This is a genomic window from Sphingobium vermicomposti, assembly GCF_011762025.1.
GTDB lineage: Bacteria > Pseudomonadota > Alphaproteobacteria > Sphingomonadales > Sphingomonadaceae > Sphingobium > Sphingobium vermicomposti.
The window spans coordinates 132864-156593 of sequence record NZ_JAASQR010000003.1 but is presented as its reverse complement, the minus strand read 5'-3'; the positions used below and the strand labels follow the sequence as shown (position 1 = coordinate 156593).

At 62.0% G+C, this 23730-nt stretch carries 26 protein-coding genes; 14 read left to right on the top strand and 12 right to left on the bottom strand.

Features of this window, described 5'->3' with window-relative positions:
• The first annotated feature begins 82 nt into the window (after positions 1-82).
• Both FHS54_RS10340 and FHS54_RS10335 read left to right on the top strand, forming a co-directional pair.
• A complete protein-coding gene (locus FHS54_RS10340) occupies positions 83-1132 on the top strand; it encodes an OmpA family protein (RefSeq protein WP_167303746.1) in 1050 nt (349 codons plus the stop codon).
• Between the two features lie 270 nt (positions 1133-1402).
• Positions 1403-1948, top strand: coding sequence for a superoxide dismutase family protein (locus FHS54_RS10335; RefSeq protein ID WP_167303745.1), 546 nt, complete (start codon positions 1403-1405; stop codon positions 1946-1948).
• Positions 1949-1957: 9 nt separating this feature from the next.
• Here FHS54_RS10335 and thpR read toward each other — a convergent pair whose 3' ends face one another.
• Complete coding sequence (thpR, locus tag FHS54_RS10330) at positions 1958-2518, bottom strand: RNA 2',3'-cyclic phosphodiesterase (RefSeq protein ID WP_167304384.1); 561 nt, start codon at positions 2516-2518, stop codon at positions 1958-1960.
• A gap of 120 nt (positions 2519-2638) precedes the next feature.
• Here thpR and FHS54_RS10325 point away from each other — a divergent pair, with 120 nt between their 5' ends.
• A complete protein-coding gene (locus tag FHS54_RS10325; protein WP_167303744.1) occupies positions 2639-3382 on the top strand; it encodes a Bax inhibitor-1/YccA family protein in 744 nt (247 codons plus the stop codon).
• A 59-nt stretch (positions 3383-3441) separates the two neighbouring features.
• Here FHS54_RS10325 and FHS54_RS10320 read toward each other — a convergent pair whose 3' ends face one another.
• The 3 genes from FHS54_RS10320 to FHS54_RS10310 all read right to left on the bottom strand — a co-directional run bounded on the left by FHS54_RS10320 (position 3442) and on the right by FHS54_RS10310 (position 6870).
• Positions 3442-4071 (bottom strand): glutathione S-transferase family protein, encoded by a 630-nt coding sequence (locus FHS54_RS10320; protein WP_167303743.1) that lies wholly within the window; start codon positions 4069-4071, stop codon positions 3442-3444.
• A gap of 126 nt (positions 4072-4197) precedes the next feature.
• On the bottom strand, positions 4198-6516 hold the full coding sequence (clpA, locus tag FHS54_RS10315) for an ATP-dependent Clp protease ATP-binding subunit ClpA (protein WP_167303742.1): 2319 nt from the start codon (positions 6514-6516) through the stop codon (positions 4198-4200).
• Positions 6517-6672: 156 nt separating this feature from the next.
• A complete protein-coding gene (locus FHS54_RS10310; RefSeq protein WP_167304382.1) occupies positions 6673-6870 on the bottom strand; it encodes a DUF1192 domain-containing protein in 198 nt (65 codons plus the stop codon).
• 94 nt (positions 6871-6964) lie between these two features.
• Here FHS54_RS10310 and FHS54_RS10305 point away from each other — a divergent pair, with 94 nt between their 5' ends.
• From FHS54_RS10305 to FHS54_RS10275, 7 genes are all read left to right on the top strand, one after another.
• Positions 6965-7969 (top strand): NAD(P)H-quinone oxidoreductase, encoded by a 1005-nt coding sequence (locus FHS54_RS10305; protein WP_167303741.1) that lies wholly within the window; start codon positions 6965-6967, stop codon positions 7967-7969.
• Between the two features lie 100 nt (positions 7970-8069).
• Positions 8070-8930, top strand: coding sequence for a UDP-2,3-diacylglucosamine diphosphatase (locus FHS54_RS10300; RefSeq protein ID WP_167303740.1), 861 nt, complete (start codon positions 8070-8072; stop codon positions 8928-8930).
• Between the two features lie 14 nt (positions 8931-8944).
• Complete coding sequence (locus FHS54_RS10295; protein WP_167304380.1) at positions 8945-9976, top strand: glycosyltransferase family 4 protein; 1032 nt, start codon at positions 8945-8947, stop codon at positions 9974-9976.
• Between the two features lie 115 nt (positions 9977-10091).
• Positions 10092-10775, top strand: a complete 684-nt coding sequence (locus FHS54_RS10290; RefSeq protein WP_167304378.1) for a DUF1013 domain-containing protein — start codon at positions 10092-10094, stop codon at positions 10773-10775.
• Between the two features lie 105 nt (positions 10776-10880).
• The gene (locus tag FHS54_RS10285) at positions 10881-12590 is read left to right on the top strand and encodes a long-chain-fatty-acid--CoA ligase (protein WP_167303739.1); all 1710 of its coding nucleotides are present in this window, start codon (positions 10881-10883) and stop codon (positions 12588-12590) included.
• Between the two features lie 41 nt (positions 12591-12631).
• A complete protein-coding gene (gene msrA / locus FHS54_RS10280) occupies positions 12632-13165 on the top strand; it encodes a peptide-methionine (S)-S-oxide reductase MsrA (RefSeq protein WP_167303738.1) in 534 nt (177 codons plus the stop codon).
• Between the two features lie 102 nt (positions 13166-13267).
• Positions 13268-13531 (top strand): hypothetical protein, encoded by a 264-nt coding sequence (locus FHS54_RS10275; protein WP_167303737.1) that lies wholly within the window; start codon positions 13268-13270, stop codon positions 13529-13531.
• A 26-nt stretch (positions 13532-13557) separates the two neighbouring features.
• Here FHS54_RS10275 and FHS54_RS10270 read toward each other — a convergent pair whose 3' ends face one another.
• Positions 13558-14511 (bottom strand): L-threonylcarbamoyladenylate synthase, encoded by a 954-nt coding sequence (locus tag FHS54_RS10270; RefSeq protein WP_167303736.1) that lies wholly within the window; start codon positions 14509-14511, stop codon positions 13558-13560.
• A gap of 109 nt (positions 14512-14620) precedes the next feature.
• Between FHS54_RS10270 and FHS54_RS10265 the strand changes: the two genes are divergently transcribed.
• Complete coding sequence (locus FHS54_RS10265) at positions 14621-15439, top strand: ATP-binding protein (protein WP_167303735.1); 819 nt, start codon at positions 14621-14623, stop codon at positions 15437-15439.
• Between the two features lie 33 nt (positions 15440-15472).
• On the opposite strand, the gene FHS54_RS10260 is transcribed toward FHS54_RS10265, so the two are convergent.
• Both FHS54_RS10260 and FHS54_RS10255 read right to left on the bottom strand, forming a co-directional pair.
• Positions 15473-16801, bottom strand: coding sequence for a PQQ-dependent sugar dehydrogenase (locus FHS54_RS10260; RefSeq protein WP_167303734.1), 1329 nt, complete (start codon positions 16799-16801; stop codon positions 15473-15475).
• 59 nt (positions 16802-16860) lie between these two features.
• Complete coding sequence (locus FHS54_RS10255) at positions 16861-17034, bottom strand: hypothetical protein (RefSeq protein WP_167303733.1); 174 nt, start codon at positions 17032-17034, stop codon at positions 16861-16863.
• A 218-nt stretch (positions 17035-17252) separates the two neighbouring features.
• On the opposite strand from FHS54_RS10255, the gene FHS54_RS10250 reads away from it, so the two are divergent.
• Entirely contained in the window at positions 17253-17462 is a 210-nt protein-coding gene (locus tag FHS54_RS10250) for a hypothetical protein (protein WP_208404885.1), read from the top strand.
• Positions 17463-17474: 12 nt separating this feature from the next.
• Here FHS54_RS10250 and argC read toward each other — a convergent pair whose 3' ends face one another.
• The 4 genes from argC to FHS54_RS10230 are packed head-to-tail and all read right to left on the bottom strand — an operon-like array spanning position 17475 to position 21150.
• Positions 17475-18419 carry an N-acetyl-gamma-glutamyl-phosphate reductase gene (gene argC / locus FHS54_RS10245; protein ID WP_167303732.1) on the bottom strand — a complete coding sequence of 315 codons (945 nt, stop codon included), beginning with the start codon at positions 18417-18419 and terminating at the stop codon, positions 17475-17477.
• Positions 18416-19324, bottom strand: a complete 909-nt coding sequence (locus FHS54_RS10240) for a C40 family peptidase (RefSeq protein ID WP_167303731.1) — start codon at positions 19322-19324, stop codon at positions 18416-18418. The genes argC and FHS54_RS10240 overlap by 4 nt, the downstream gene beginning before the upstream one ends.
• Positions 19284-19691 carry a MarR family winged helix-turn-helix transcriptional regulator gene (locus FHS54_RS10235; RefSeq protein ID WP_167303730.1) on the bottom strand — a complete coding sequence of 136 codons (408 nt, stop codon included), beginning with the start codon at positions 19689-19691 and terminating at the stop codon, positions 19284-19286. The genes FHS54_RS10240 and FHS54_RS10235 overlap by 41 nt, the downstream gene beginning before the upstream one ends.
• A 55-nt stretch (positions 19692-19746) precedes the next feature.
• Positions 19747-21150 (bottom strand): leucyl aminopeptidase family protein, encoded by a 1404-nt coding sequence (locus FHS54_RS10230; protein WP_167303729.1) that lies wholly within the window; start codon positions 21148-21150, stop codon positions 19747-19749.
• 137 nt (positions 21151-21287) lie between these two features.
• Here FHS54_RS10230 and FHS54_RS10225 point away from each other — a divergent pair, with 137 nt between their 5' ends.
• Positions 21288-21488, top strand: coding sequence for a hypothetical protein (locus FHS54_RS10225; protein WP_167303728.1), 201 nt, complete (start codon positions 21288-21290; stop codon positions 21486-21488).
• A gap of 11 nt (positions 21489-21499) precedes the next feature.
• Positions 21500-22330, top strand: a complete 831-nt coding sequence (locus tag FHS54_RS10220; RefSeq protein ID WP_167303727.1) for a DUF4163 domain-containing protein — start codon at positions 21500-21502, stop codon at positions 22328-22330.
• Positions 22331-22337: 7 nt separating this feature from the next.
• Here FHS54_RS10220 and rimO read toward each other — a convergent pair whose 3' ends face one another.
• A complete protein-coding gene (rimO, locus tag FHS54_RS10215) occupies positions 22338-23723 on the bottom strand; it encodes a 30S ribosomal protein S12 methylthiotransferase RimO (RefSeq protein ID WP_208404884.1) in 1386 nt (461 codons plus the stop codon).
• Positions 23724-23730: the final 7 nt, after the last annotated feature.

Below are 23730 nucleotides of genomic sequence, written 5' to 3'. Positions count from 1 at the left end.
CAAATGTGGACTTGCCATGAAACTTTCTTGCCGATACATGGTTTCCACAGTCCTTCGTGACACTTTTGAAAGGGGAATCCAAATGCGGAAGCTTGCCCTCGCGGCTGCGCTTGCGACTACTGCCCTGGCCACTCCGGCCTTGGCGCGTGACGACAGCTGGTACATCGGTATCGACTCTGGCGTCATGATTGTCGAAGATCAGGACATTGAATTCACCCCGGGCGTGACCGTGCCTGACGTGGACTACCACAAGGGCTGGGACGGCGATGCCGTGATCGGTTATGACTTCGGTGGTTTCCGCCTGGAAGCCGAAGCCGCTTACAAGCGCGCCAAGGTCGATCTGGACAAGAGCAACTTTGGTGGTTCGGCCTCGGCTCTGTCGTTCATGCTGAACGGCTTGCTGGACTTCGGTGCTGATGATGGCCTGCAGGGCTTTGTCGGCGGCGGTGTCGGCGTTTCGCGCGCCAAACTGGCCAACGACCTGGTCAACGATTCCGACACGGGCTTCGCCTGGCAGGCAATCGCTGGCGTTCGTTATCCGCTGACCAACAACGTCGATGTCTCGCTGAAGTATCGCTTCTTCAACCAGGACGACATCAACCTGGTGAACGCATTCCCGACCGCTGGTCCGGCTGGTTCGGACGTGTCGACCAAGCTGCGTACGCACAGCTTGCTGCTGGGTCTGGCGTATAACTTCGGTGAGCCGGCTGCTCCGCCGCCGCCTCCCCCGCCGCCTCCGCCGCCTCCGCCGCCCCCGCCGCCGCCTCCCCCGGTCGCTGAGTGCAGCCCTGGACCGTACATCGTGTTCTTCGAATGGGACAAGGCAGACGTCACGCCTGACGCCGCCACCATTCTGGACAACGCGGTTTCGGCCTACAGCAACTGCGGCAGCGCCCAGGTCATGCTGGCGGGTTATGCGGACCGTTCGGGTTCGGCCTCGTACAACGTCGGCCTGTCGCAGCGTCGCGCTGATGCCGTCAAGGCCTACATGGCTTCGAAGGGCATCCCCGATGGTGTGATGACGACCCAGGCGTTCGGTGAATCGAACCCCCGCGTCGAAACCGCCGACGGTGTTCGCGAACTGCAGAACCGTCGCGTGGAAATCACCTACGGTCCGGGTTCGGGTCAGTAAGAATATTTCGTCTTTCGGGACGGAAGAAATGGAAGGGGCCGGTCGAAAGACTGGCCCCTTTCTTATGGGATCGTGCCGATTTGTAATTGCATGATCCGGGGGTGCATCCGTAGACCGTGGGTTTTCTGGCAATTTCAGGCACAGGAACAGGTTCATGGCTTTTCGCAATGACTTACGAAATGGCCCAGCCAGTGCGAGAGTGACGGCTACGCAACAAAAGCCATCCCGATCGCGTTTGCTTAACAGGTTCAATTTGGAGTGCAGCTCGTCATGAAATATTCCATCTTTGCCATGACCTTGTCAGCGTCGGCGATGCTGGCTGGCTGTGCCACCACGCAGGGCGAAAGCGCGGAAGGGGTAGCGCCGACTTCCGCTACGGCTGTGTTGTTGGCGGCGGATGGATCATCCCGTGGGGAGGCCCGAGTAACGGAGGCTTCCGACGGGTTGCATGTGATGGTCGATGCCAAGGGGCTGACGCCGGGTATGCACGCCGTCCATGTCCACGGCACCGGCAATTGCACGCCGCCCGATTTCACCAGCGCCGGTGGACATTGGAATCCCAGCGGTCGACAGCATGGCAGGGACAATCCGGCAGGGATGCATATGGGAGACATGCCCAATATGATTGCGGGTGCCGATGGTTCGGGTCAGATGGAATATGTAATACCGGGCGCGAGGCTCGGCAGCGGCGGCATGCCGATGCTGGACGCTGACGGCGCGGCTATCGTGATCCACGCGCAGGCGGATGATAACAGGTCGGATCCGGCTGGAAATGCTGGTGGACGGGTGGCGTGCGGGGTGATTTCCGGCGGGTAAGTGCCGCTGTTATTCCTGTGTTCGCTCAAGGTCGTCGGGCGCGGCACGATATAGCGCTGCCTGGTGATAGACTGCGCCGGATTGACCCAGATGGCTTTCGAAAAGGGCAAAGCTGTCGACTGGGAAGGGCTGGCTTGAAAGCCCGGCATTCTGTTCAAGAAATGCGCGGGTAGGTCCTGCTGTGCGGCTCAGCCGGGCCAGGGTGATATGGGGAAGATAGGCGCGTTCTTCCGCAGGCAGTCCGGCCAGAACGCAGGCGCGATCGACCTTTTTGTGCAGTTGGGCCAAGGCATCCCGTGGCTGGACGCCAGCCCAGATCGTGTCCACCCGGCCTTTTCGTTCGAATTGCCCCAAGCCGGCGAGCGCGATGGAAAATGGGGCAAAGTGGATCAGGTCCAGCGCGTCGGCCACATCTTGCGCCTGATGCGGGCCGACCTCCCCGATGAAGCGCAGCGTCAGGTGCAATTGCATGTCATCCTGCCATCGTGCGCCAGCTATGTTGCCGGGCAGGGACAGCAGTCTCGCGCGGATTTCGGCGGGCGGACGGATGGCGATGAACAGCCGGTGCATGCCGACTATATAGAATGAGTGCGGCGTCGAGTCAGCATTGCGCTCTACGCTTGAATTGATGGCCATATATGCCGATAATAGGGTCACCGGCGGAAGAGCGTCGGCGAAGGAGATTTTCCCATGGCCAATTGGTCCGATCCCCGCTCCGGCATGGCGAGCTTTGGCGGCACGACTGTAGCGCGAGGGGAGGCGTATGACGCTGGCCTGCGCAGTTACATGCTGTCCGTCTATAATTATATGACGAGCGGCGTGCTGCTGACGGGCATCGTCGCGTTGCTGTTTTCCTGGGGCGGGATGAACTCGCCCGCGGCGCAGATCCTGTTGCAGCCGGGCATATTGAAATATGTCATCATGTTTTCGCCCTTGCTGTTCGTGATGGTGTTGAGCTTTGGCATCGGCAAGCTGTCGACGCCGGCAGCTCAGGCCATCTATTGGGCCTATGCGGCGGTGATGGGGCTGTCGCTATCGTCCATATTCCTGATGTACACGCAGGCGTCGATCGCGCAGACATTCTTTGCGACGGCGGCGGCGTTCGCGGGCCTTAGCCTGTGGGGCTATACTACGAAGAAGGATCTGTCGGGCTTCGGCACCTTCCTGATCATGGGCGTGGTCGGCCTGCTGGTCGCGATGTTGATCAACCTGTTCCTGCAATCCAGCGCGATGGACATGGTGGTCAGCTTCATCGGCGTCCTGCTGTTTGCGGGTCTGACGGCTTATGACACGCAGAAGATCAAGAGCATTTATGCTCAGGTCGCGGGCACGGATATGATGGGCAAGTCGGTGGTGATGGGGGCGTTGAGCCTGTATCTCGACTTTATCAACATGTTCATGTTCCTGCTGCGGTTCATGGGCAATCGCGAATGATCGCCTGACAGCGGGCGGAACAGGAAGGGCCTGGCGGTGCGAACCGCCGGGCCCTTTCCTTATGCGGGCCTTTGCATTTGCGCGATCAGGGCGTTGTCGAGTTGCTTCTGCCGCTTGTAGGCGGGGCGTTCGCGGAGGCGCGCGGCATAGGCTTCGAAGGCGGGGCGGGTGCCTATGGTGCCGAAGGACAGGCCCCAGTCGATCTGCGCCCCGACATAGACGTCGGCTGCGGTGAACTGATCTCCGCATATCCATTGATCGCGCGACACCGCCTGTTCCAGCGTGTCGATGGTCTGGTCGAAGTTGCCGTAGCCGATTGAGCGTTCGCGCCCTTCGGGAACGACGAGGCCGAGCGCATTGTTGGAAACGGCGGCTTCCACCGGTCCGGCGGCGAAGAACAGCCAGCGATAATAATCGGCGCGCTGATCGGCTGGCGGGGCCAGGCCTGCGTCCGGGAAGGCGTCGGCCAGATAGGCGCAGATGGCGGCGGCTTCTGTGACCGTCTTGCCCCGGTGCACGATGGCGGGAACCTTGCCCATGGGGTTGATGGCAAGATAGTCGTCGGCCTTCATCGTCGTATCGAAATCGAGAATGACGGCCTGGTAGGGTTGCCCAACCTCCTCCAGCATCCAGCGGGCAATCTGCCCGCGCGACATGGGGTTGGTGTAGAAGATGATCTCGTCTGCCATCAATGTCTCTCCCCGGCTATGGGTGATGTAGGCGCTCGCCTGATAATGCACGAACCCAGAGCCGCTATATATGAAAAAGGGCGGCCCAACAGAACCGCCCTCAATCTCAATAGTGGATCGGTGGACTTATTTTGCCGATTCCGCGGGCTTTGCCTTGCCACCCTTCTTGCCTTTTTTCGGGGCGGCGGGGGTGATTTCGAAGGCGAGGGCATCATCCTTCAGCCGGACATGGACCTCCCCGCCATGGACCAGCTTGCCGAACAGCAGTTCCTCGGCCAGCGGTTGCTTGATCTTTTCCTGCATCAAGCGGCCCATCGGACGCGCGCCGTAGAGCTTGTCATAGCCCTTTTTGGTGAGCCATGCCTTGGACTCTTCGTCCAGCGTGATGTGGACGTCGCGGTCGGCCAGTTGCAGTTCGAGCTGGAGCACGAACTTGTCGATGACCCGCGCCACAATCTCTGGCGGCAGATAGTTGAACGGCACGATGGCATCGAGACGATTGCGGAATTCCGGGGTGAAGAGCTTCTTCACCGCATCTTCCTGCACATCGTCGCGGGTGAGTTCGCCAAAGCCGATGCTTTCCTTCGCCATGTCCGACGCGCCTGCGTTGGTGGTCATGATGAGGATGGTGTTGCGGAAATCCACCGTCTTGCCGTGGTGGTCGGTCAGGCGACCATTATCCATCACCTGCAGCAGGATGTTGAACAGGTCCGGGTGCGCCTTTTCGATCTCGTCGAGCAGCAGGACGCTGTGCGGGTTCTGATCGACCGCATCGGTCAGCAGGCCCCCCTGATCGTAGCCGACATAGCCCGGAGGCGCGCCGATCAGGCGGCTGACCGAGTGGCGTTCCATATATTCCGACATGTCGAACCGCTGGAGCGGGATGCCGAGCAGATGGGCGAGTTGACGTGCGACCTCTGTCTTGCCGACGCCGGTGGGGCCGGAGAAGAGATAATTGCCGATCGGCTTGTCGGGATCGCGAAGGCCCGCCCGCGACAGCTTGATCGCGGAGGACAGCACTTCAATCGCCCGGTTCTGGCCGAAGACGACGCGCTTCAGGTCGGTGTCGAGCGTTTCCAGCACCGACTTGTCGTCAGCCGAGACGGTCTTGGCAGGGATGCGCGCCATGGTGGCGATCACCGCTTCGATCTCGCGCGGGGTGATCGTCTTTTTGCGCTTTGAGGGCACCACGAGCATCTGCATCGCGCCGACTTCATCGATCACGTCGATCGCCTTGTCCGGCAGCTTGCGGTCGTTGATATAGCGCGCGCTGAGTTCCACCGCCGCCTTGATCGCGTCGGGGGTGTATTTGACGTTGTGATGCTCTTCGAAGGCGCTGCGCAGCCCGGCGAGAATCTTGATCGTGTCCTCGATCGTGGGTTCATTGACGTCGATTTTCTGGAACCGGCGCAGCAGGGCGCGGTCCTTTTCGAAATGGTTGCGGAACTCCTTGTAGGTGGTCGAGCCGATGCAACGGATCGTGCCGCCGGACAAAGCAGGTTTCAGGAGGTTGGACGCGTCCATCGCGCCGCCGCTGGTCGCGCCCGCGCCGATGACCGTGTGGATTTCGTCAATGAACAGCACCGCATGCGGCATCTTTTCCAGTTCGGTGACGACCGCCTTCAACCGCTCTTCGAAATCGCCGCGATAGCGGGTGCCAGCGAGCAGCGCGCCCATGTCGAGCGAGTAGATCACGGCTTCCTTGAGAACGTCTGGAACTTCGCCTTCAATGATCTTGCGCGCCAGGCCTTCGGCAATTGCGGTCTTGCCCACGCCCGGATCGCCCACATAGAGCGGGTTGTTCTTTGACCTGCGGCACAGGATCTGGATGGTCCGGTCGACCTCGGCCGTGCGACCGATAAGCGGGTCAACCTTGCCCCGCATCGCCTTTTCATTGAGGTTGACCGTGAACTGCTCCAAGGCACTGTCCTTCTTGCCTTTGCTGTCCTGCGCCTTCTTCTCTTCCTCCTGCGATCCTTTCGGTTCGCGGGATTCAGGCGCTGACGTGCCCTTGCCGACGCCGTGGCTGATATAGCTCACGGCATCGAGGCGGCTCATGTCCTGCTGCTGGAGGAAGTAGACAGCATAGCTTTCCCGCTCGGAGAAAAGCGCGACGAGCACATTGGCCCCCGTCACTTCATCCTTGCCGGAAGACTGGACATGCAGGATTGCGCGCTGGACCACGCGCTGGAAGCCGCTGGTGGGGGAGGGGTCGCTGACGCCTTCCACCTTCAGACTGTCGAGTTCGCTGTCGAGATATTGGGTGACGGCGTCGCCCAGCTCGCCAATTTCCACACCACATGCCTGCATCACCTTCGACGCATGTTCGTCGTCGATCAAGGCGAGCAGCAGATGTTCGAGCGTCGCATATTCATGGCGGCGTTCGGACGCATGCGTCAGCGCATTGTGCAGCGTAGTTTCAAGGGCGGGTGCGAAAGATGGCATTTCTGTTCTACTCCTGACCCCAAAAAGGGGTTGTCTTGAACACTATGTCGGCATTGCTCGACGGCGGATCAAGGAGGGTTCCTCGATCACCGGAATTGCCAGACTGCCCGTGCCCGGTGAAGCCATATTCGAGGCCGCAGGGGGCGGGGCGCTTGTTCATCGTCTGAATAACGCCTCGGCACTTGCCTTATGGTTAACGGCGTTTTCAATCACTGAGCGGGTCCGTGCTATTTCGCCCTCAAGCGCTTTGATGCGCGCTTCCAGTTCGGCAACGGACAGCGGACCCAAATCCTGTCTGAGCAGTTGGGCCAGGGGATCATTGGCCCTGCGGGCAAGATCGTCATCCACGTCCATGACGCCAATGTTGACCGCATAAGCCAGTCTGTCAATAAGACGCTGATACCGTTTGCCGAAAGTGGCGGCGCAAATAGGTTTGGGGGCAGCCAGCATGGCGGTTGAAGAAGGAATTCCGGTTGACATGACTGCGGTTGTGGCACCCAACCCTGGGGGGCCGGAAGCGTTGATCACCCAACGGCGGCCCGTTCCCGCGCCTGGTCCCGACGAAGTGTTGATCCGCGTCGCTGCCGCTGGCGTCAATCGTCCCGACGTCATGCAACGAGAGGGCAGATATCCGCCGCCGCCCGGCGTGACCGACATCCCCGGACTGGAGGTCGCAGGCACCATCGTGGCCACCGGCGGCAATGACGATCTTTTGCTGGGCCAGCGCGTGTGCGCGTTGCTGCCGGGGGGAGGATATGCCGAATATGCGGTCGCGCCCGCCGGGCAATGCCTGCCGGTCCCGGACGGTTACGATCTGGTCGAGGCGGCGGCGCTGCCCGAAACACTCTTCACCGTGTGGACCAACCTGTTCGAGAGAGCCTATGTGGTGAGCGGCGATACCGTGCTGGTCCATGGCGGCACCAGCGGGATCGGCACCATGGCTATTTCGCTTTGCCGTCTGTTCGACATCAGCGTCATCGTCACCTGTGGCAGTGACGCGAAATGCGAGCAGGCAAAGGTGTGGGGCGCGCACCATGCGATCAATTACAAAAGCCAGGATTTCGTCGAACAGGTCCGCAGCATTACCGGCGGGCAGGGCGTGCAGGCGGTGCTGGACATGGTGGGGGGCGACTATGTGCCGCGCAACCTGCAGTGCCTGGCCGAAGATGGCCGACATGTTTCTATTGCGGTGCTGGGCGGAGCCAAGGCCAGCATCTTCATACCCGAAGTCATGACGAAGCGCCTCACGCTCACCGGGTCGACGCTGCGGCCCCGGTCGGCGGCGTTCAAAAGCCTGATAGCCGACGAACTGATGCAAACCGTCTGGCGCTTTGTGGAGGAGGGCAAGCTGCGTCCGGCAATGGACAAGCGCTTCGCTCTGGCTGACGCGGCTCAGGCCCATGCGCGGATGGATGCGGGCGATCATTTCGGCAAGATCGTGCTGACCGTCTGACGCGCCATGGCTGTAGCATTATAGTCATATTCGGTGCGGGATTGTCACAATAGGCGGTTAGGGATTCGGGCCTGAGGACAACAGCTCCGAAGGCAGCATCATGAACGCCATTACGCGCTTGCCCTTCCTTGCCGAACTGCAGGATGGCATCGACCGCACCACCAGCCCCGAAAGGGAAGGGCAGCGGCAACGATATCGCACGATCTGGATTTCCGACATTCATCTGGGCACGCGCGGGTGCAACGCCAAAATGCTCGTCGACTTCCTGGACAGCGTCGATAGCGACACCATGTATCTGGTGGGCGACATCATCGACGGTTGGCGGCTGAAGCGGCGTTTTTACTGGCCTGCCGCCCATAGCGACATTGTCTGGCGCGTGATGAAGCGGGCCAAGCGCGGCACACGGGTCATCTACATTCCGGGCAACCATGATGAGATGTTCCGTCAGTTCACGGGGCTCAGCTTTGGCGGTGTCGAAATCCGGCGCAAGGCGATTCATGAGACAGCGGACGGTCGAAAACTGCTGGTGCTGCACGGGGATGAGTTCGACACGATCATGCTTGCCCACCGCTGGCTCGCCTTTGTGGGCGACGCGGCCTATTCGCTGCTGATGCGCCTGAACGTGGTGGTGAATGCGGTGCGCCAGCGTATGGGGCTGCCCTATTGGTCGCTGTCCAAAATCGCCAAGCACAAGGTCAAGAATGCGGTCGAGTTCATCTCCCGCTTTGAGGAGGTGGTGGCGCATGAAGCCGGAACGCGTGGGGTTGATGGCGTCGTATGCGGTCACATCCACAATGCCGAAATGCGGGAAATTGGCGGCATCCAATATTATAATGACGGCGACTGGGTGGAAGGATGCACCGCGCTGGTCGAACATTTCGACGGGCGGATGGAAATATTGCACTGGGCCGACGAGATTGCGGCGCGCGAGGCGGGCCAGCCCGTCCGCATCGCGGCGTGACCGGGTCGCGCCCGATGCGGATCGTCATCGTGACCGACGCATGGTCGCCGCAGGTCAACGGCGTCGTTCGAACATTGCTGACCATCAAGGGCGAGCTGGAAAAAGCGGGGCATGCCGTGAAGGTGATTTCGCCCGACCTTTATGGCTCCATCCCCTGTCCGACTTACCCCGAAATCCGGCTGGCCTTCGTCCGATCGGCTGTTATTGGGCAGGCTATAGCGGCGTTTGCGCCTGACGCCGTGCATCTGGCGACGGAAGGTCCGCTTTGCCTGGCCGCGCGGCGTTGGTGCCTGCGAACGGGCGTGCCGTTCACCACCGCCTATCACACGCATTTCCCCGATTATGTGTCGCGGCGCACCGGCCTGCCCGCTGCCTGGTTCTGGCGCTATATCCGCTGGTTTCATGGTCCTGCGCGCGCGGTGCTGGTTTCCACGCGGTCGGTCAGGCAGCAATTGCGCGCCCATGGCATCGCCCAGGTGCGCAAATGGGGGCGGGGAGTGGACCTTGGTGCCTTTACGCCCGAAGCGCCGCCACCGGCCCTGTTTGCTGATCTGGCCCGACCGATCCTGCTTTCTGTCGGTCGGGTATCGGTTGAGAAAAATCTGGAGGCCTTTCTGGCTTGCGACCATCCGGGCAGCAAGGTGGTGGTGGGCGACGGGCCAGCGCGCGCAGCGCTGGAGCGGGCCTATCCCGACGTGCATTTCCTTGGGCCGCTGTTTGGTGAAGAACTGGCGGGTGCCTATGCCGGGGCGGACCTGTTGGTATTTCCCAGCCGCACCGATACTTTCGGCCTGGTGATGATAGAGGCGCTGGCGTGCGGGACGCCCGTCGCCGCCTATCCAGTGCCCGGCCCGATCGACATAGTGACGCCCGAAATCGGCGCTTTGTCGGACTGTCTGGAAACGGCTATCACCGCCGCCCTGTCATGCGACAGGCAGGCGTGCGCCGCCTATGGTCGGACGTTCAGTTGGGAACGCAGCGCGCAGGAGTTCCTGACCGGCCTTCATTGTATCGGTTCCACTGGGATGGATAACGCGGCGGCCTGACGCTTTTCCTTGCCCGCTGGCACGTCATGCATTATCTCTGCACGGGCGTGGCCGCCCTGCTTGGGCGGCCCTTGTCATTTTTAGTGCCGGAGAAGTCCCCGTGTCCCAGCCTCTCATGCCCCATGCCACAGCCAGCTGGCTGGTCGACAATACCGCGCTAAGCTTTGATCAAATCTCGGAATTTTGCGGGCTTCACATTCTGGAAGTGCAGGCGATTGCAGACGATACTGCCGGCACGAAATATACCGGCCGCGATCCGGTGCGCGCCCATGAAATCACCATGGAAGAAATTCACAAGGGTGAAGCGAACCCGGACTATCGCCTTAAGATGCTGAAAGGGCCGGAGCCTGTTCGCCGGACCAAGGGGCCGCGCTACACGCCGGTGTCGAAGCGGCAGGACAAGCCCGATGGCATTGCGTGGATCCTGCGCAACCATCCCGAAATTTCGGACGGCGCGATCGGCAAGCTGATCGGCACCACCCGCACCACGATCGCGGCGATCCGTGACCGCACGCACTGGAATATTTCCAACATCGTGCCCAAGGACCCGGTAACGCTCGGCCTGTGTTCGCAGCGTGAACTGGACGGCCTGGTGACGAAGGCCGCGAAGAAGGCTGGGATCGAAGCGCCGACGGATTCGAGGCTGGATGGTGATCGCGAAGCGCTGATCGCCGAACTGCGCCGTGAACGCGACGACGCCGCGCAGCGCGCGGAAGCGGCGCTGAAGAGCGAGGCGGAGCTGATTTCCAGTGCCGCGAAGATATTGGACCCGTTCAGCGATAATAAGGGCCATGTTTAAGCCTTAGGCTCCTTCCGCCTCGATAGGGGTGGGAGGGCCGACTGCCATGGGGGGTGGATTGCTTTACGCTTGCGTAAAGCAGATGCCTCACTTACTCCTGTTGTTATGGAGAGCAGCGAAGAGGTCTGGAAAGACCACTATAGTCATCCCGTGCCATGGGATCAGGCGTTCCCCCCCATGTCGATGGTGGACATGGTTTTGCGCAGCGCAACGGCCAGACCCGACGGGGTGATGATCGATTTCCTGGGTCGCAAGACGACCTATGGCGACATGCTCGATGTCATCAGGCGGGTGGCCAAGGGTTTGCAGCATATGGGGGTGGGCAAGGGCGACCGCGTCGGCCTGTTCCTTCCCAACGTTCCGCATTATGTCGCGGCCTATTATGGAGCGATGATGGCGGGTGCCACCGTCGTCAACTTCTCCCCTCTCTATACCGCCGCCGAACTGGAACATCAGGTCGAGGACAGTGGCACCAAGGTTCTGTTCACCCTGTCAGCCAAGGCGTTGCTGCCGACCGCGCTGGAAGTGCTGGACAATAGCAGCCTTGAACGGCTGGTCGTGGGTTGCGTGGCGGAAGCGCTGCCGCCGGCGAAGTCCGTGCTTTTCCGCATTTTCAAGCGTGGCGAAACGGCTGCCATCCCCCATGATCCCCGCATAACCAGCTATGCCGAGTTGCTGCGCCATGGCGATGATCCGGTGGCGGTGGACATCGACCCGGAAGAAGACGTCGCCCTGCTGCAATATACCGGCGGCACCACCGGGCGGCCCAAGGGCGCGATGCTGACCCATCAGAACCTGACCGCCAATGCGCGTCAGGTTCTGATGATCGATCCGCATCCCGAAGCGCCCGACCGCATCATGGCCGTGCTGCCTTTCTTTCACGTCTTCGCCAATAGCTGCGTGCTCAACCGCACGGTGTTGAACGGTGGTGAAATGGTGATGCTGCCCCGGTTCGAAGCCGTGCAGGTGCTGGCCGCTCTTCAGCGGACAAAGGCAACGTCGCTGCCCGGCGTGCCGACCATGTATCAGGCGTTGCTGGATCATCCGGCGACGCCGAACATCGACTTTTCCTCGCTGCGCCTCTGCATCTCCGGCGGTGCGCCGCTGCCGCTGGAACTGAAACAGCGGTTCGAAGCCATGACCGGCGCGAAATTGTGCGAAGGCTATGGCTTGACGGAAAGCAGCCCCGTGGTCTGCTCCAACCCATATGAAGGGGTGAACAAGTCGGGGACCGTTGGACAGCCCGTTCCGGGGACGCGGGTGAAGCTGGTGGATCGCGAAGATCCGTCCAAACCCCCTCCGCCGGGTGAGCCGGGGGAACTGGTTTTCGCCGGGCCGCAGATCATGAAGGGCTATTGGCAGCGGCCCGACGCGGATAAAGAGGTTTTTTTGGAGGGCGGCTGGCTGCGCACCGGCGACGTGGGCGTTATCGATGCGGAAGGCTATGTAAAGATTGTCGATCGGCTGAAGGACATGATCTCGGTCGGCGGTTTCAAGGTGTTTCCCAGCGAAGTGGAGGCGGTCCTCTACCACCATGAGGGGGTGAAGGAGGCGCTGGTGATAGGCATCCCGGATGCTTATCGCGGCGAATGTCCCAAGGCGTTCGTCACGCTGCAGGAAGGCGCGGACGTCGACGGTGAAACGCTCAAGCAATGGCTCAACCCCCAAGTGGGCAAGCATGAAAGGGTTTGCGAGGTCGAAGTGCGGCTGACCCTGCCCAAGACGCTGGTGGGCAAATTGTCCCGCAAGGAATTGGTGGCGGAGGAACGGGCCAAGGCTGAAAGATTGCCCCGCCAGTCTGGAAGCGCGGCCTGACCCTTCCTATCTCTGCCGCCAATCAGGATAAGGAATGATCGATGGCGACGGAAATCGCGACCCTGGCTGGCGGCTGCTTCTGGTGCACGGAGGCGGTTTACCAGAATCTGAAAGGCGTTCAGTCGGTCGAGAGCGGCTATATTGGCGGCCAGGATGCCAATCCGACCTATGAGCAGGTCTGTTCCGGCGCGACCGGCCATGCCGAAGCGATCCGCGTCACCTATGACCCCACCATCATCAGCTATGCCGACCTTCTCGACATTTTTTTCGCCACCCATGATCCCACGACCCTGAACCGGCAGGGCAATGACGTGGGCACGCAATATCGTTCCGCGATCTTCCCGCATTCCGAAGGGCAGGCGGCGGAAGCGAAGGCAGGAATCGCGCGGGCGCAAGCTGACCATGCTAGCCCGATCGTCACCACGATCGAGCCGGACGCGCCCTGGTATTCCGCCGAAGATTATCATCAGAAATATTGGGACAGGGCAGGGGATCGCAATCCCTATTGCATGGCGGTCATTCCGCCCAAGCTCGCAAAGCTGCGCAAGGGGTTTGGGGATCGCATCAACGGCTGAACCCTTGCCACGCGATGGCTTGCCGCATCTTTTCCTGCGGCTTAGGCATTGGTTCATCTTGTCCATGCCATGGCCGCTGCTGGATTATCGGGGGTAATAGCGATGCGTAATATTTGCCTTATGAGCGCGCCGGTGGCGATGCTGTTGCTGCCGGGGTGCATCGCCAAGACTGCGCTTGACGTTGCAACCATGCCGGTGCGTGCGGGTGCTCAAGCGGCTGACTGGGCCACCACGAGCCAGGACGAGGCGGATCGCAATTACGGTCGCCGCATGCGTGAACAGGAAGCGCGTGAGGCCCGTGAACAGAAGAAAGCGGAGAAGCAGCGTCGCCGTGAATGCCGTCGTGCAGGACATGATGACTGCTGACGGCACCGGTCAATGCCGGATCGGATTCAGGCAGCCGCCCTGCGCAGCCTGTCGTTGATCGCGGCGCCAATGCCGTGGTCGGGAATGGGGGCCACCGCGATCCGCGTGGCGGCGCTGGCGTCGGCAATATGCAGCGCGGCGAACAGGTTGGCTGCCGCTTCCTGAATGTCGGCTTCCGCGCTGAGGTTCATGTGACAGGGCATCAGTCCAAAGCCGATCAGATATTCGTCCTTTTCCGCGTTCAGCGCGTTCAGGCGAACGGGTTTGGAGGGGGCGTAATGGCTTTCCAGCTGTCCCGGAGCCTCGATTTTGGCATCGGTGCCAACGATCACGGGCAGGCCGGTCGCTTCCTCCAGCATGGCAGCAGTGACCGGGCCGGGACGCAGCAGGCGGATGCGATCCTGTTCAGGGGCGGCGATGGTCGATTCCAGCCCCTCGCTGGTGGGGCCTTCGTCCAGGATCAGCCGGATCTTGCCGTTCAGGCTGGCAAGCACATGTTCGGCCCGCGTGGGGCTGATCGATCCGCTTCGGTTGGCCGAAGGCGCGGCCAATGGGCGACCACTTTCCCGGATCAGCGCTCGCATCACGGGGTGGGCGGGCAGGCGCAGCGCCACCGTGGGCAATCCCGCCATGACCAGCGGGGATAGCCCGCTGTCTTCGCGAACCGGCAACACCATCGTCAGCGCTCCGGGCCAGAATTGGTTAGCGAGCCTGTCAGCGGTGGGCGAGAATAGAGCGAGTCTTTCGGCCATCTCCCGATCCGCAACATGGACGATCAGCGGATTGAAACTGGGCCGTCCCTTCGCGGCATATATGGCGGACACCGCATTGGAGTCGGTGGCGTCGGCGGCCAATCCGTAAACCGTTTCGGTGGGAACGGCGACGGGTTCGCCTGCGCGGATCAGCAGCGCCGCCTCACGCAATGCTTCAGCGCCATAGCGACAGATTCTGGTGGAAAAGACTGGGTTTGAGATGGTCACGACCCCCGCGATATATAGGCCCCCGTCATCGAGTAAAAGTCCATTGCTACACAGGAATGACAGATTTCCTGCGCTTGCCCGGCTAGCGGGGCAGGGGTAAGCCATTTCCATGAATGACGCCCTTCTGACCCGCATCGCTGACGCGCTGGAGCGGATCGCTCCGCCCCCTTCATCAAGCGCTGACCTTGCCGCACACCCCGCCTATGTCTGGAATGGGGCAACGATACACGCGGTGGAGGCGTTCAGTCCGGTCGATTATGCTTTGCTGACCGGCATCGATGCGCAAAAGCAGACGCTGCTGGACAATACGCGCCGTCATGCCGCCGGGTACGCCGCGCACGACGTCCTGTTGTGGGGGGCAAGGGGAACGGGCAAATCGGCGGTGGTCGCATCGGTGGTCCGCAAGCTGCAACAGGAAGGGCAGGATATCGCGCTGCTGCAATGCGCGATCGATGAACTGGCCAGCCTGCCGCGCCTGTTTTCTATCCTTCGGGATGCGCAGCGGCCTTTCATCCTGTTTCTGGACGACCTTGGCTTCGATGAGAATGGCGTGGGCGACGCCCGGTCGCTGCGGTCGCTGCTGCAAGGTGGCACCGCCGCTCGCCCGGCGAATGTGCGGCTATATGTGACGTCCAACCGCCGTCACATCGTCCCCCGGCACCTTTCCGAGCAGGACGACCCCGTTAATCCGCGCGATGTGGTGGACGACAAGATGGCGCTGTCGGACCGGTTTGGCCTGAGCCTGGGTTTCCACGCCATGGACCAGCAGGCCTATGTCGACATTGTGTCGGGCTATGCCGCGAGCCTTGGCCTCAGCTTCGATCCGCTGGAGGCGATCCAATGGGCGACGCAGCGGGGCAGCCGGTCAGGCCGCGTCGCCTGGCAATATGTGGTCGAACTTGCCGGACGGAACGGCATGACGATCTGATCGCGCCTTGAGGGCGGCGGCGGGCCGGAGACGTTATTTCGCGCCCGCGACGCGCCACACGATCCCCGCCACATCGTCGGTCACCAGCAGAGCGCCCTTGGCATCGGCGGTGACATCCACCGGTCGCCCGCGCGCATCGCCATCTGCATTCAGAAAACCGGTCAGCACGTCGATAGGCTTGGCACGTCCGGCTTCGCCGTCAGCGGCGAAGGGCACGAAGACAACCTTGTAGCCAGCTGCCGGCTTGCGGTTCCAGCTGCCGTGCAGGCCGACAAATGCGCCGTTCTGGAAAGGTGCGCCCAGCTTTACCTTGTCGGCGAAAGCCAGGCCCAGCGGCGCGACATGATTGCCCAGCGCATAGTCGGGCCGCTTGGTATATTCGCGAACCTCCGGTCGTTGCGGCTGTACCCGGCGATCTTCATAGCCGCCCCAATAATTCCACGGCCAACCATAGAAGCCGCCAAATTCGATCCGGCTGAGATAATCCGGCACCAGATCGCTGCCCAGCATGTCCCGTTCGTTGACGACGCCCCAAAGCGCGCCGCTATTGGGTTCGAAGGCGAGACCGACCGGATTGCGAAGGCCCGAAGCAAAGATGCGATAATCGCCGGTCTTGGGGTCGACCTCCAGCACGGCGGCACGGTTTTCTTCGCTGTCCAGGCCATTTTCGCCAATGTTGCTGTTCGATCCGACCCCGACATAAAGGAGGCCTGTTGGGCCAGCGGCCAGGCTTTTGGTCCAATGCTGATTGGGGGCCTGCGCGGGCAGGTTCAAAATCTTGCGCCCCTTCGCCGCTATCCGGGTCTCACCCACCTTATAGGGGAAGGCCAGCAGCGCATCGGTGTTCGCCACGTAAAGCGTGTCACCGACCAGCGCCATGCCATAGGGTGAGTTCAGGCCGGTGAGAAACGCGGTCTTCACTTCCGCCCGGCCATCTCCATCGGCATCGCGTAGCAGTGTGATGCGATTGGCCGAGGGCGCGCCTGCGCCCGCCTTGTCCATCAGATAGGCCATGACGCGATCGACGATCCCGCCGGTTGGACGCGGCGGGCTGTTGGTTTCCGCGACCAATATGTCACCATTGGGCAGCGTCAGCATCGATCGCGGATGGGCCAGACCTTCGGCGAAACGGGCGACCGTCAGGCCCTTGGCAGCGACGGGTTTCTCGTCCGCCCGCCATGGAACAACTTCGGCGACGTTGATCGTGGGGAAGATTTCGCTGCGGGGGGACGTGAAGACCGGCTCTCGCCCGGTGTCCGCTCCAGCGGCAAGTTTCGCCGTATCACCCCGCGCGAAGTAGAAGACGACGCCCGCGAGGAGGGCCAGCACGATAAGGCTGATGGCGATCAGATGCTTTTTCATGGCCCCTGTCTATGCTGCCAACGATTGTCGGGCAAGAAGCGGAAGGGCCGAAAGTCGCGCTATTTTCCGCGTTCCCAAAGCCAGAGCAGCAGGGCGATCAGCGCGCCGAGGGCCGCGCCCGCAAGCAGTCCTGCGCTGGGTTGCCCCATCATCCCGCCCACAATCGTGCCGCCCAGGATCAGCAGCGCGATGATGGCACCCGCGCCGGTGGGATTTTTTTTGCCTTTGGTCATGTCGCGCCCGCCTTGCCACGCGAAAAGCGGGGACGCCAGCGGCTTTGTTCCGCGTCATTTCGAAACGCGCCGAGTCCCGCAGCGGGATCAATGTATCAGTCCGGGACTTGGATAACCGTCCGTTCACCTTCGCAACCCGCTGGCAGCGGTGGAAGCGACGAATTGGCATGGCGATTGAATGGCTTACGTTGTCGGCGGGACGGAATGCAGGGGGTTATATGCAGGTGCCATATCTTTCGGATCGAAAGAGCTATGAGGATGCCGCCGAACTCATTGCGACCTTTGGCGTCAATGCGGGTTATGAAGCGTCGGCCCGCGCCGACCGTAGCCGCGACCTTGGCAACCACATCCATTTCTGCCGCTGGCGTCAGATCGAACGGTTGATCGTGCTGCTGACGCAGGATGCGCCAGCAGGCACTGTCCACTGACAGGCGGGAGCGTCAGAGGCGCAAGCCTGCCGTTTCGGGCAACCCGGCCAGGATGTTGAGGTTCTGCACCGCCGCGCCTGCCGCGCCCTTGCCCAGATTGTCCAGCGCCGCGACCAGTCGCGCCTGACCCGTTTCTTCATTGCCGAATATGAACAGGGCCAGCCGGTCGGTTGCGCCGACATGCTCCAGGCTCAATTGGGTCATCGCCTTGCCGTCCGCCAGCGGGGCGACCTGAACGACTGCCGACCCCTCATAGGCTTTCGATATCGCTGCGTGGATGTCCGCCACCGTGGGAGCGCCCGGCATGGCGCGCAGCTGTAACGGCACTTCAACGATCATGCCGCGATAGGCATTCGCGACCGCCGGTGCGAAGAGGGGCGGATGTTGCAGCCCGGAATAGCGCTGCATTTCCGGGCCGTGCTTGTGTGACAGGCCAAGGCCATAGGGGCGAAAAGCGCTGGGCGCTCCGTCCGGGCCTTCAAACTCGGCGATCATCGCCTTGCCGCCGCCGGAATATCCCGACGCGCCCGATACCGTCACCGGCCAATCAGCAGGCAGCAGCCCGCCAAGCACCAGCGGCCGCACGAGCGCCAGGAAGCCGGTGGGCCAGCAGCCGGGATTGGCGACGAAGCGCGACTTTGCCAGCTTTTCGCGGTGCCCCGGCTCCAGTTCGGGAAAGCCATAGGTCCAGCCATCGGCCACGCGATGAGCGGTGGATGCGTCGATTACACGCGTGCGGTCATTGTCGATCAGCGCCACGGCTTCGCGGGCGGCGTCGTCGGGCAGGCATAGGATGACGATGTCGGCGGCGTTCAGCGCCTCTTTCCGTGCATCTGCGTCTTTCCGCCGATCCTCGTCCAGCGTGATGACCGCCAGTTCAGGGCGGCCAGACAGCCGCTCTACGATTTCCAGCCCGGTCGTGCCGACGCCGCCGTCGATAAAGATATTGTGCGTCATGCGCCGATCCTCCGCCGCGCGATGATAGGCTGCGCGTGGCTCTCCGCCAGCCGCGCGACCACGTCGGCCAGCGGCTCGACAACCACGGCCATCCAATGTGCATTGGCGTGCAGCATATTGTCGCCATCGACCATGATGCCGACATGGCCGGGAAAGAAGATGAAGTCGCCACGCTGTAGCGGAGCATCGTCCGGCAGTGGCGATCCGATGCCATCCCGTTGCAGGTCCGTATCGCGTGGCGCGCTGATGCCGCACTGTCCCAGCGCGACCTGCACCAGGCCGGAACAATCGACCCCCCGATGGCCCCGTCCGCCCCACACATAGGGCTGCCCAAGATAACGGAGCGCCACCGCGACCCAATCGCTTTCCAGCGCGTCGGCGGCGACCGCGTGCCGCTGATGCACATAGCCGTCGCTGCACGCCAGGAAGTCGCCCTGCGCCTCTGCGCCGAACAAGGCACCGCCCGGCCAATAGTCGACGATCGATGCCTTTATGTCGGGTGCGCTGAACAGCGGGGCAGTCCCGGCGAAAATGCGGTGGCTCGTCGCTTCGCGCGTGTCCAGCGTTTCCCGGCGGACATATCCGACATAGCCATCATGGCCGCAAAAGCCCCATGTCCAGTCCGTCGTCACGTCCAGGGCGTGAAAACTCTCACCGCGCAGCAACTCGCTGACCGCCGTAGCGCTGGCCGATGGTGCCGACAGGATGGCAGCGCCAGGGACGACGCACGTCAATTCGACGGCGCGGGCATAATGGGCGGAAAACAGCACGCCCGCCAGTGATACGTCGGCCAAGTCTCCCCGCGCCGCGTGGATGCGGCTGTCGAGCTTAACGGAACGGCCATCCAGTTTGAAACGGGTGCGTTCAGGCGGAGCGTTCCGCAGAGGGGTATTCGTTGCTTTCATCGCGGCCGGTTCCTGCGATGAAATGATGAAAGGCGTCAAGAAATTCCGCGCCCTTGGGGGTGCGAGTGATGAAAATATTTCGCCGGTCGGCCGCATCACGCTCCCGTCGAAGATAGCCCAGGGCTGACAGCTTGTTGAGCGCGCGTGTAATTACCGGCTTGGAAACATTCAGCGCCTCGGCCAATCCGCGAACCGTATGGGGACCAGCGCCGATGTAAACCGTCATCATCAGCGCCATCTGCCGGTTGGTGAGGTCCGGTTTTCCAGACCGGACATAATCGACCAGCGTCCGCATCCATTGCCCAAGCTGCTTCAGGCCGGGCCGGGTCAGCTCAGTGGCCATCTCGGGAGAAGATGTGGCGTTCATGCCCCCCTAACGCATCACGGCCAATGCGGTTGCGTAACGGACTTGCCTGCAAGGATCATTTCTGCGCGGGCGTACCGTAGCGTCGTTGCAAAAGATGGAAAACCGACCGAAGCCCCAAGGCCTCGCCACCCTTGGGGCGGCCCGGACGCGCGGATGGACGCCATGCGAAAGTGTCTAGGTGCATCCATTTCGTGTCTTCCGGCACGAAGCGTTTCAGGAACAGTGCAGCGGTGATTGCGCCTGCAAATCCTCCCTCACCGGCATTGTTGATGTCGGCAATGTCCGACTTCAGCATGTCGGCATAGCCGTCCCACAAGGGCAATCGCCAGCTGGGATCGTCAGCCTCCTTGCCCGCTTCCTCCATGTCCGTCGCCAGACCTTCGTCATTCGTGAACAGGGCTGGGAGGTCCGGCCCCACCGCAACACGGGCCGCGCCCGTCAATGTCGCATAGTCGATGATCAGTTCGGGACTATCTTCGCCCGCCAGCGCCAGCGCATCGCCCAGGACCAGGCGTCCTTCGGCGTCGGTATTGCCGATCTCCACCGTCAATCCATTGCGGCTGTGCAATATGTCGCCGGGGCGAAAGGCGTTCGCTCCCACCGCATTTTCGGCAGCCGGTATCAACAGATGCAGCCGCACCGGCAACCGGGCACCCATGATGAGGCGCGCAAGAGCCAGCGCATGAGCAGCCCCGCCCATATCCTTCTTCATCAATCGCATGGCGGAGGAAGGCTTGATGTCCAGCCCGCCGCTGTCGAAGCATATGCCCTTGCCCACTACGGCAACATGCGGGTGGGACGGATCGCCCCAGCGCAGTTCGATCAGGCGCGGCGCGAAATCCTTGCCCGCGGCGCGCCCGACGGCGTGGATCATGGGGAAACCCTGTTCCAGCGCATCGCCCCGCGTCACGGTCATGCTCGCGCCGAATTCTTCTGCGACAGCGCGCGCGGCATCCTCCAGTTGAGAAGGACCCATGTCGGCGGCAGGCGTATTCACCAGATCGCGGACCAGGGCGACCGCCTCCGCCAGCCTGACCTGCGCGTCGATCTTAGCCACTTCTTCGGTCAGCAGGACGCGGGGGCCGGGCGGGGCTTCATCCTTGCGGTAGCGGTCGAAACGATATTGCGCCGTCATCCAGCCCAGCGTCGCAGGTCCAGCCTGGCCTTGCGCAAGGCGATAGTGGCCTTCGGGCAGGATTTCCGCCAGCTTGGCCAGGCACCAGGCGGACAGATTTGCCTGGTTCGCCACGCCCGTGACGACCGACCAATCCGCCGGTCCTTCGCCCGGAATGATCGCATGTTCATAGCCTTTGCCGCTGAATTTCTGGGCAGCGACGATTGCCCGCACGCGGTCGGGTTGCGCGGCGAGCCATGTTTCAAAGCCCGCTGCGTCCACGATCTGGATCATATGCGCGGGTTGATTGTTGTCCGCTTTGAGCAGTTCGGAAAATTCGGTCATGTCCCCAACTCTGGACAATGCCAGCCATGTTGGAAAGCGCAATTTTCGTCCCTTCACAGGCTCATTCCGGCTGGCGGCCCTTTGCTAAAAGGGCTGGCGGGTTTAGATTGAATGCAATGGCAATAAGGAGAGAAGCGATGATGCATAGCGAAGATGGCCGCCTCCAGGCGCTTCGTGCCCGCGCTTATATACTGGCCGAAAGCGGGCGCTACGATGGCGCACATGCGGTCGAAAAGGCGCTGGTTGCAGAAGGCTGGCCCAATGCGGGCGTGGCGCTGCAAAGCAGCTATACGCGCAAGGCCATCAGCGAGCGTTGTCTGGCGGCTAAAGCGCATTGAGGCGTCTATCGATGTTGCGCACAGGGCCGTTCGCAGGAGCGGCCCTGCTGCTTTGTGCCTGTTCGGCATCTGGCCCGGACGAAGTCGCCAACCAGGACGGCCCTGCCGACGTCGCCGCCACCAATTTTCTCAATCGCATGGCAGGCGCGGACGCTCCCCCCGCTGTCACCGCCGAACCGTTCGAGGAATCGAGCAAGTCCGGGGTCCTGGAATTTCTCTACGCCTGGCCAGCGCAAGTGTCCGCCGTTCCCGAACTGAGGGCCAAGTTGCGCAAGGACATGACGGAGGGCAAGGCGGACGCACTGAAAATGGCGGAGCAGGACAGGAAGTCGGCGCGCGAGTCGGGCTTTCCCTTTCACGCGCATAGCCTTGAAACGCGCTGGACGGTGAGCGCGGACACGCCCCGGTTTCTGGCGCTGCAATCGTCGACCTACAGCTATACCGGCGGCGCGCACGGGATGACCGGCTACAAGGCTCTGCTGTGGGACAAGGTCCGCCGCCGCGAAACCAGCTTTCAGGCGGTCATGACCTCCCCCACAGCCTTTGCAGACGCGATCCACGACCGTTTTTGCACTGGATTGGACAAGGCGCGGGCCGCCAAGCGCGGAGGGCCGATCGCGCCGAGGGGTGACGATCCTTTCTCCGCCTGCATCGATCCGATGAAGGAGGTACTGACGCTCACGTCAAAGAGCGGCAAGCTGATCGACGGCGTGACCGTGGTGATCGGTCCCTACAGCGCCGGACCATATTCGGAAGGCAGTTATGAGGTATTCCTGCCCGTCGATGCGGCCATGCGGAACGCGATCAAGACGGAATATCAGGACGCCTTTGCGAAAGGTTAGCTGGTGATCAGACGGTGACGGGCACGCCATACAGGTCGTGCTCGTCGGCGTCCTCGATCAGCACATTGAAAATGTCCCCGGCTTTCCGTCCCTCACCGACGTCGCGCAGGAAAACGCTGCCGTCGATCTCCGGCGCGTCCGCCTGGCTGCGTCCGGTGGCGCCGATAGTGCCATCTTCGTCCGCTTCGCCAACTTCATCCAGAATGACCGGAAGCACACGACCAACCTTCGCGCTCAACTTGGCAGCGCTGATCGCGGCGGTCTTTTCCATGATGCGCTGGTAGCGTTCTTCCTTCACCTCTTCCGGCACTGCGCCCGGCAAGTCGTTGGCGGCAGCGCCTTCGACCGGCTCGAAACGGAATGCGCCGACCCGGTCCAACTGCGCTTCGTCCAGCCAATCCAGCAGATATTGGAAATCCTGCTCCGTCTCGCCGGGAAAGCCGACGACAAAGGAGGACCGGATGGTGATATCCGGGCAGATCGACCGCCAGTTGTGGATGCGGTCCAGCACCTTGGCCTCATTGGCGGGCCGCTTCATGGCTTTCAGCACATTGGGTGAGGCATGCTGGAAGGGGATGTCGAGATAGGGCGTCAGCAGCCCTTGCGCCATCAGCGCAATGACGTGATCCACATGGGGGTAGGGGTAAACATAGTGCAACCGTACCCATGGCGGCGTGCCGTCGGCGGTGCGCAACTGTCCAAGTTCGCGCGCCAGGTCGGTCATGTGGGCGCGAACGTCCCGCCCTTTCCATGACCGCGTTTCATGCCGGGTATCGACGCCATAGGCCGATGTATCCTGGCTGATGACCAGCAATTCCTTGGTCCCTGCGTGGACCAGCTTTTCCGCCTCACGCAGCACCGCGTCCACACGCCGCGAGACAAGATCGCCCCGGATCGACGGGATGATGCAGAAGGAACAGCGATGGTTGCAGCCCTCCGAAATCTTCAGATAACTGTAGTGGCGGGGCGTGAGTTTCAGGCCGCCTTCGGGGACCAGATCGACAAAGGCGTTCGGCACGGGCGGCGACGCGTCATGCACCGCGTTCACCACCGCCTCATATTGATGCGCGCCGGTGACGGCCAGCACCTGAGGGAATTTCTGGCGGATCAGTTCCGCTTCATTACCCATGCAGCCGGTGACGATGACACGGCCATTTTCCGCGATCGCCTCGCCAATGGCTTCCAGCGATTCTTCCTTCGCCGAATCGAGAAAGCCGCAGGTGTTCACCAGCACGACGTCAGCGCCGGCATAGTCGGCGGACATCTGATAGCCGTCGGACCGCAGCTTTGTAAGGATGCGCTCGCTATCGACCAGTGCCTTGGGACAGCCCAGCGACACCATGCCGACCTTCGGCGCTTCAGGAAATTTGGTTGCCATGATCGGCGCGCACATAGGGTTT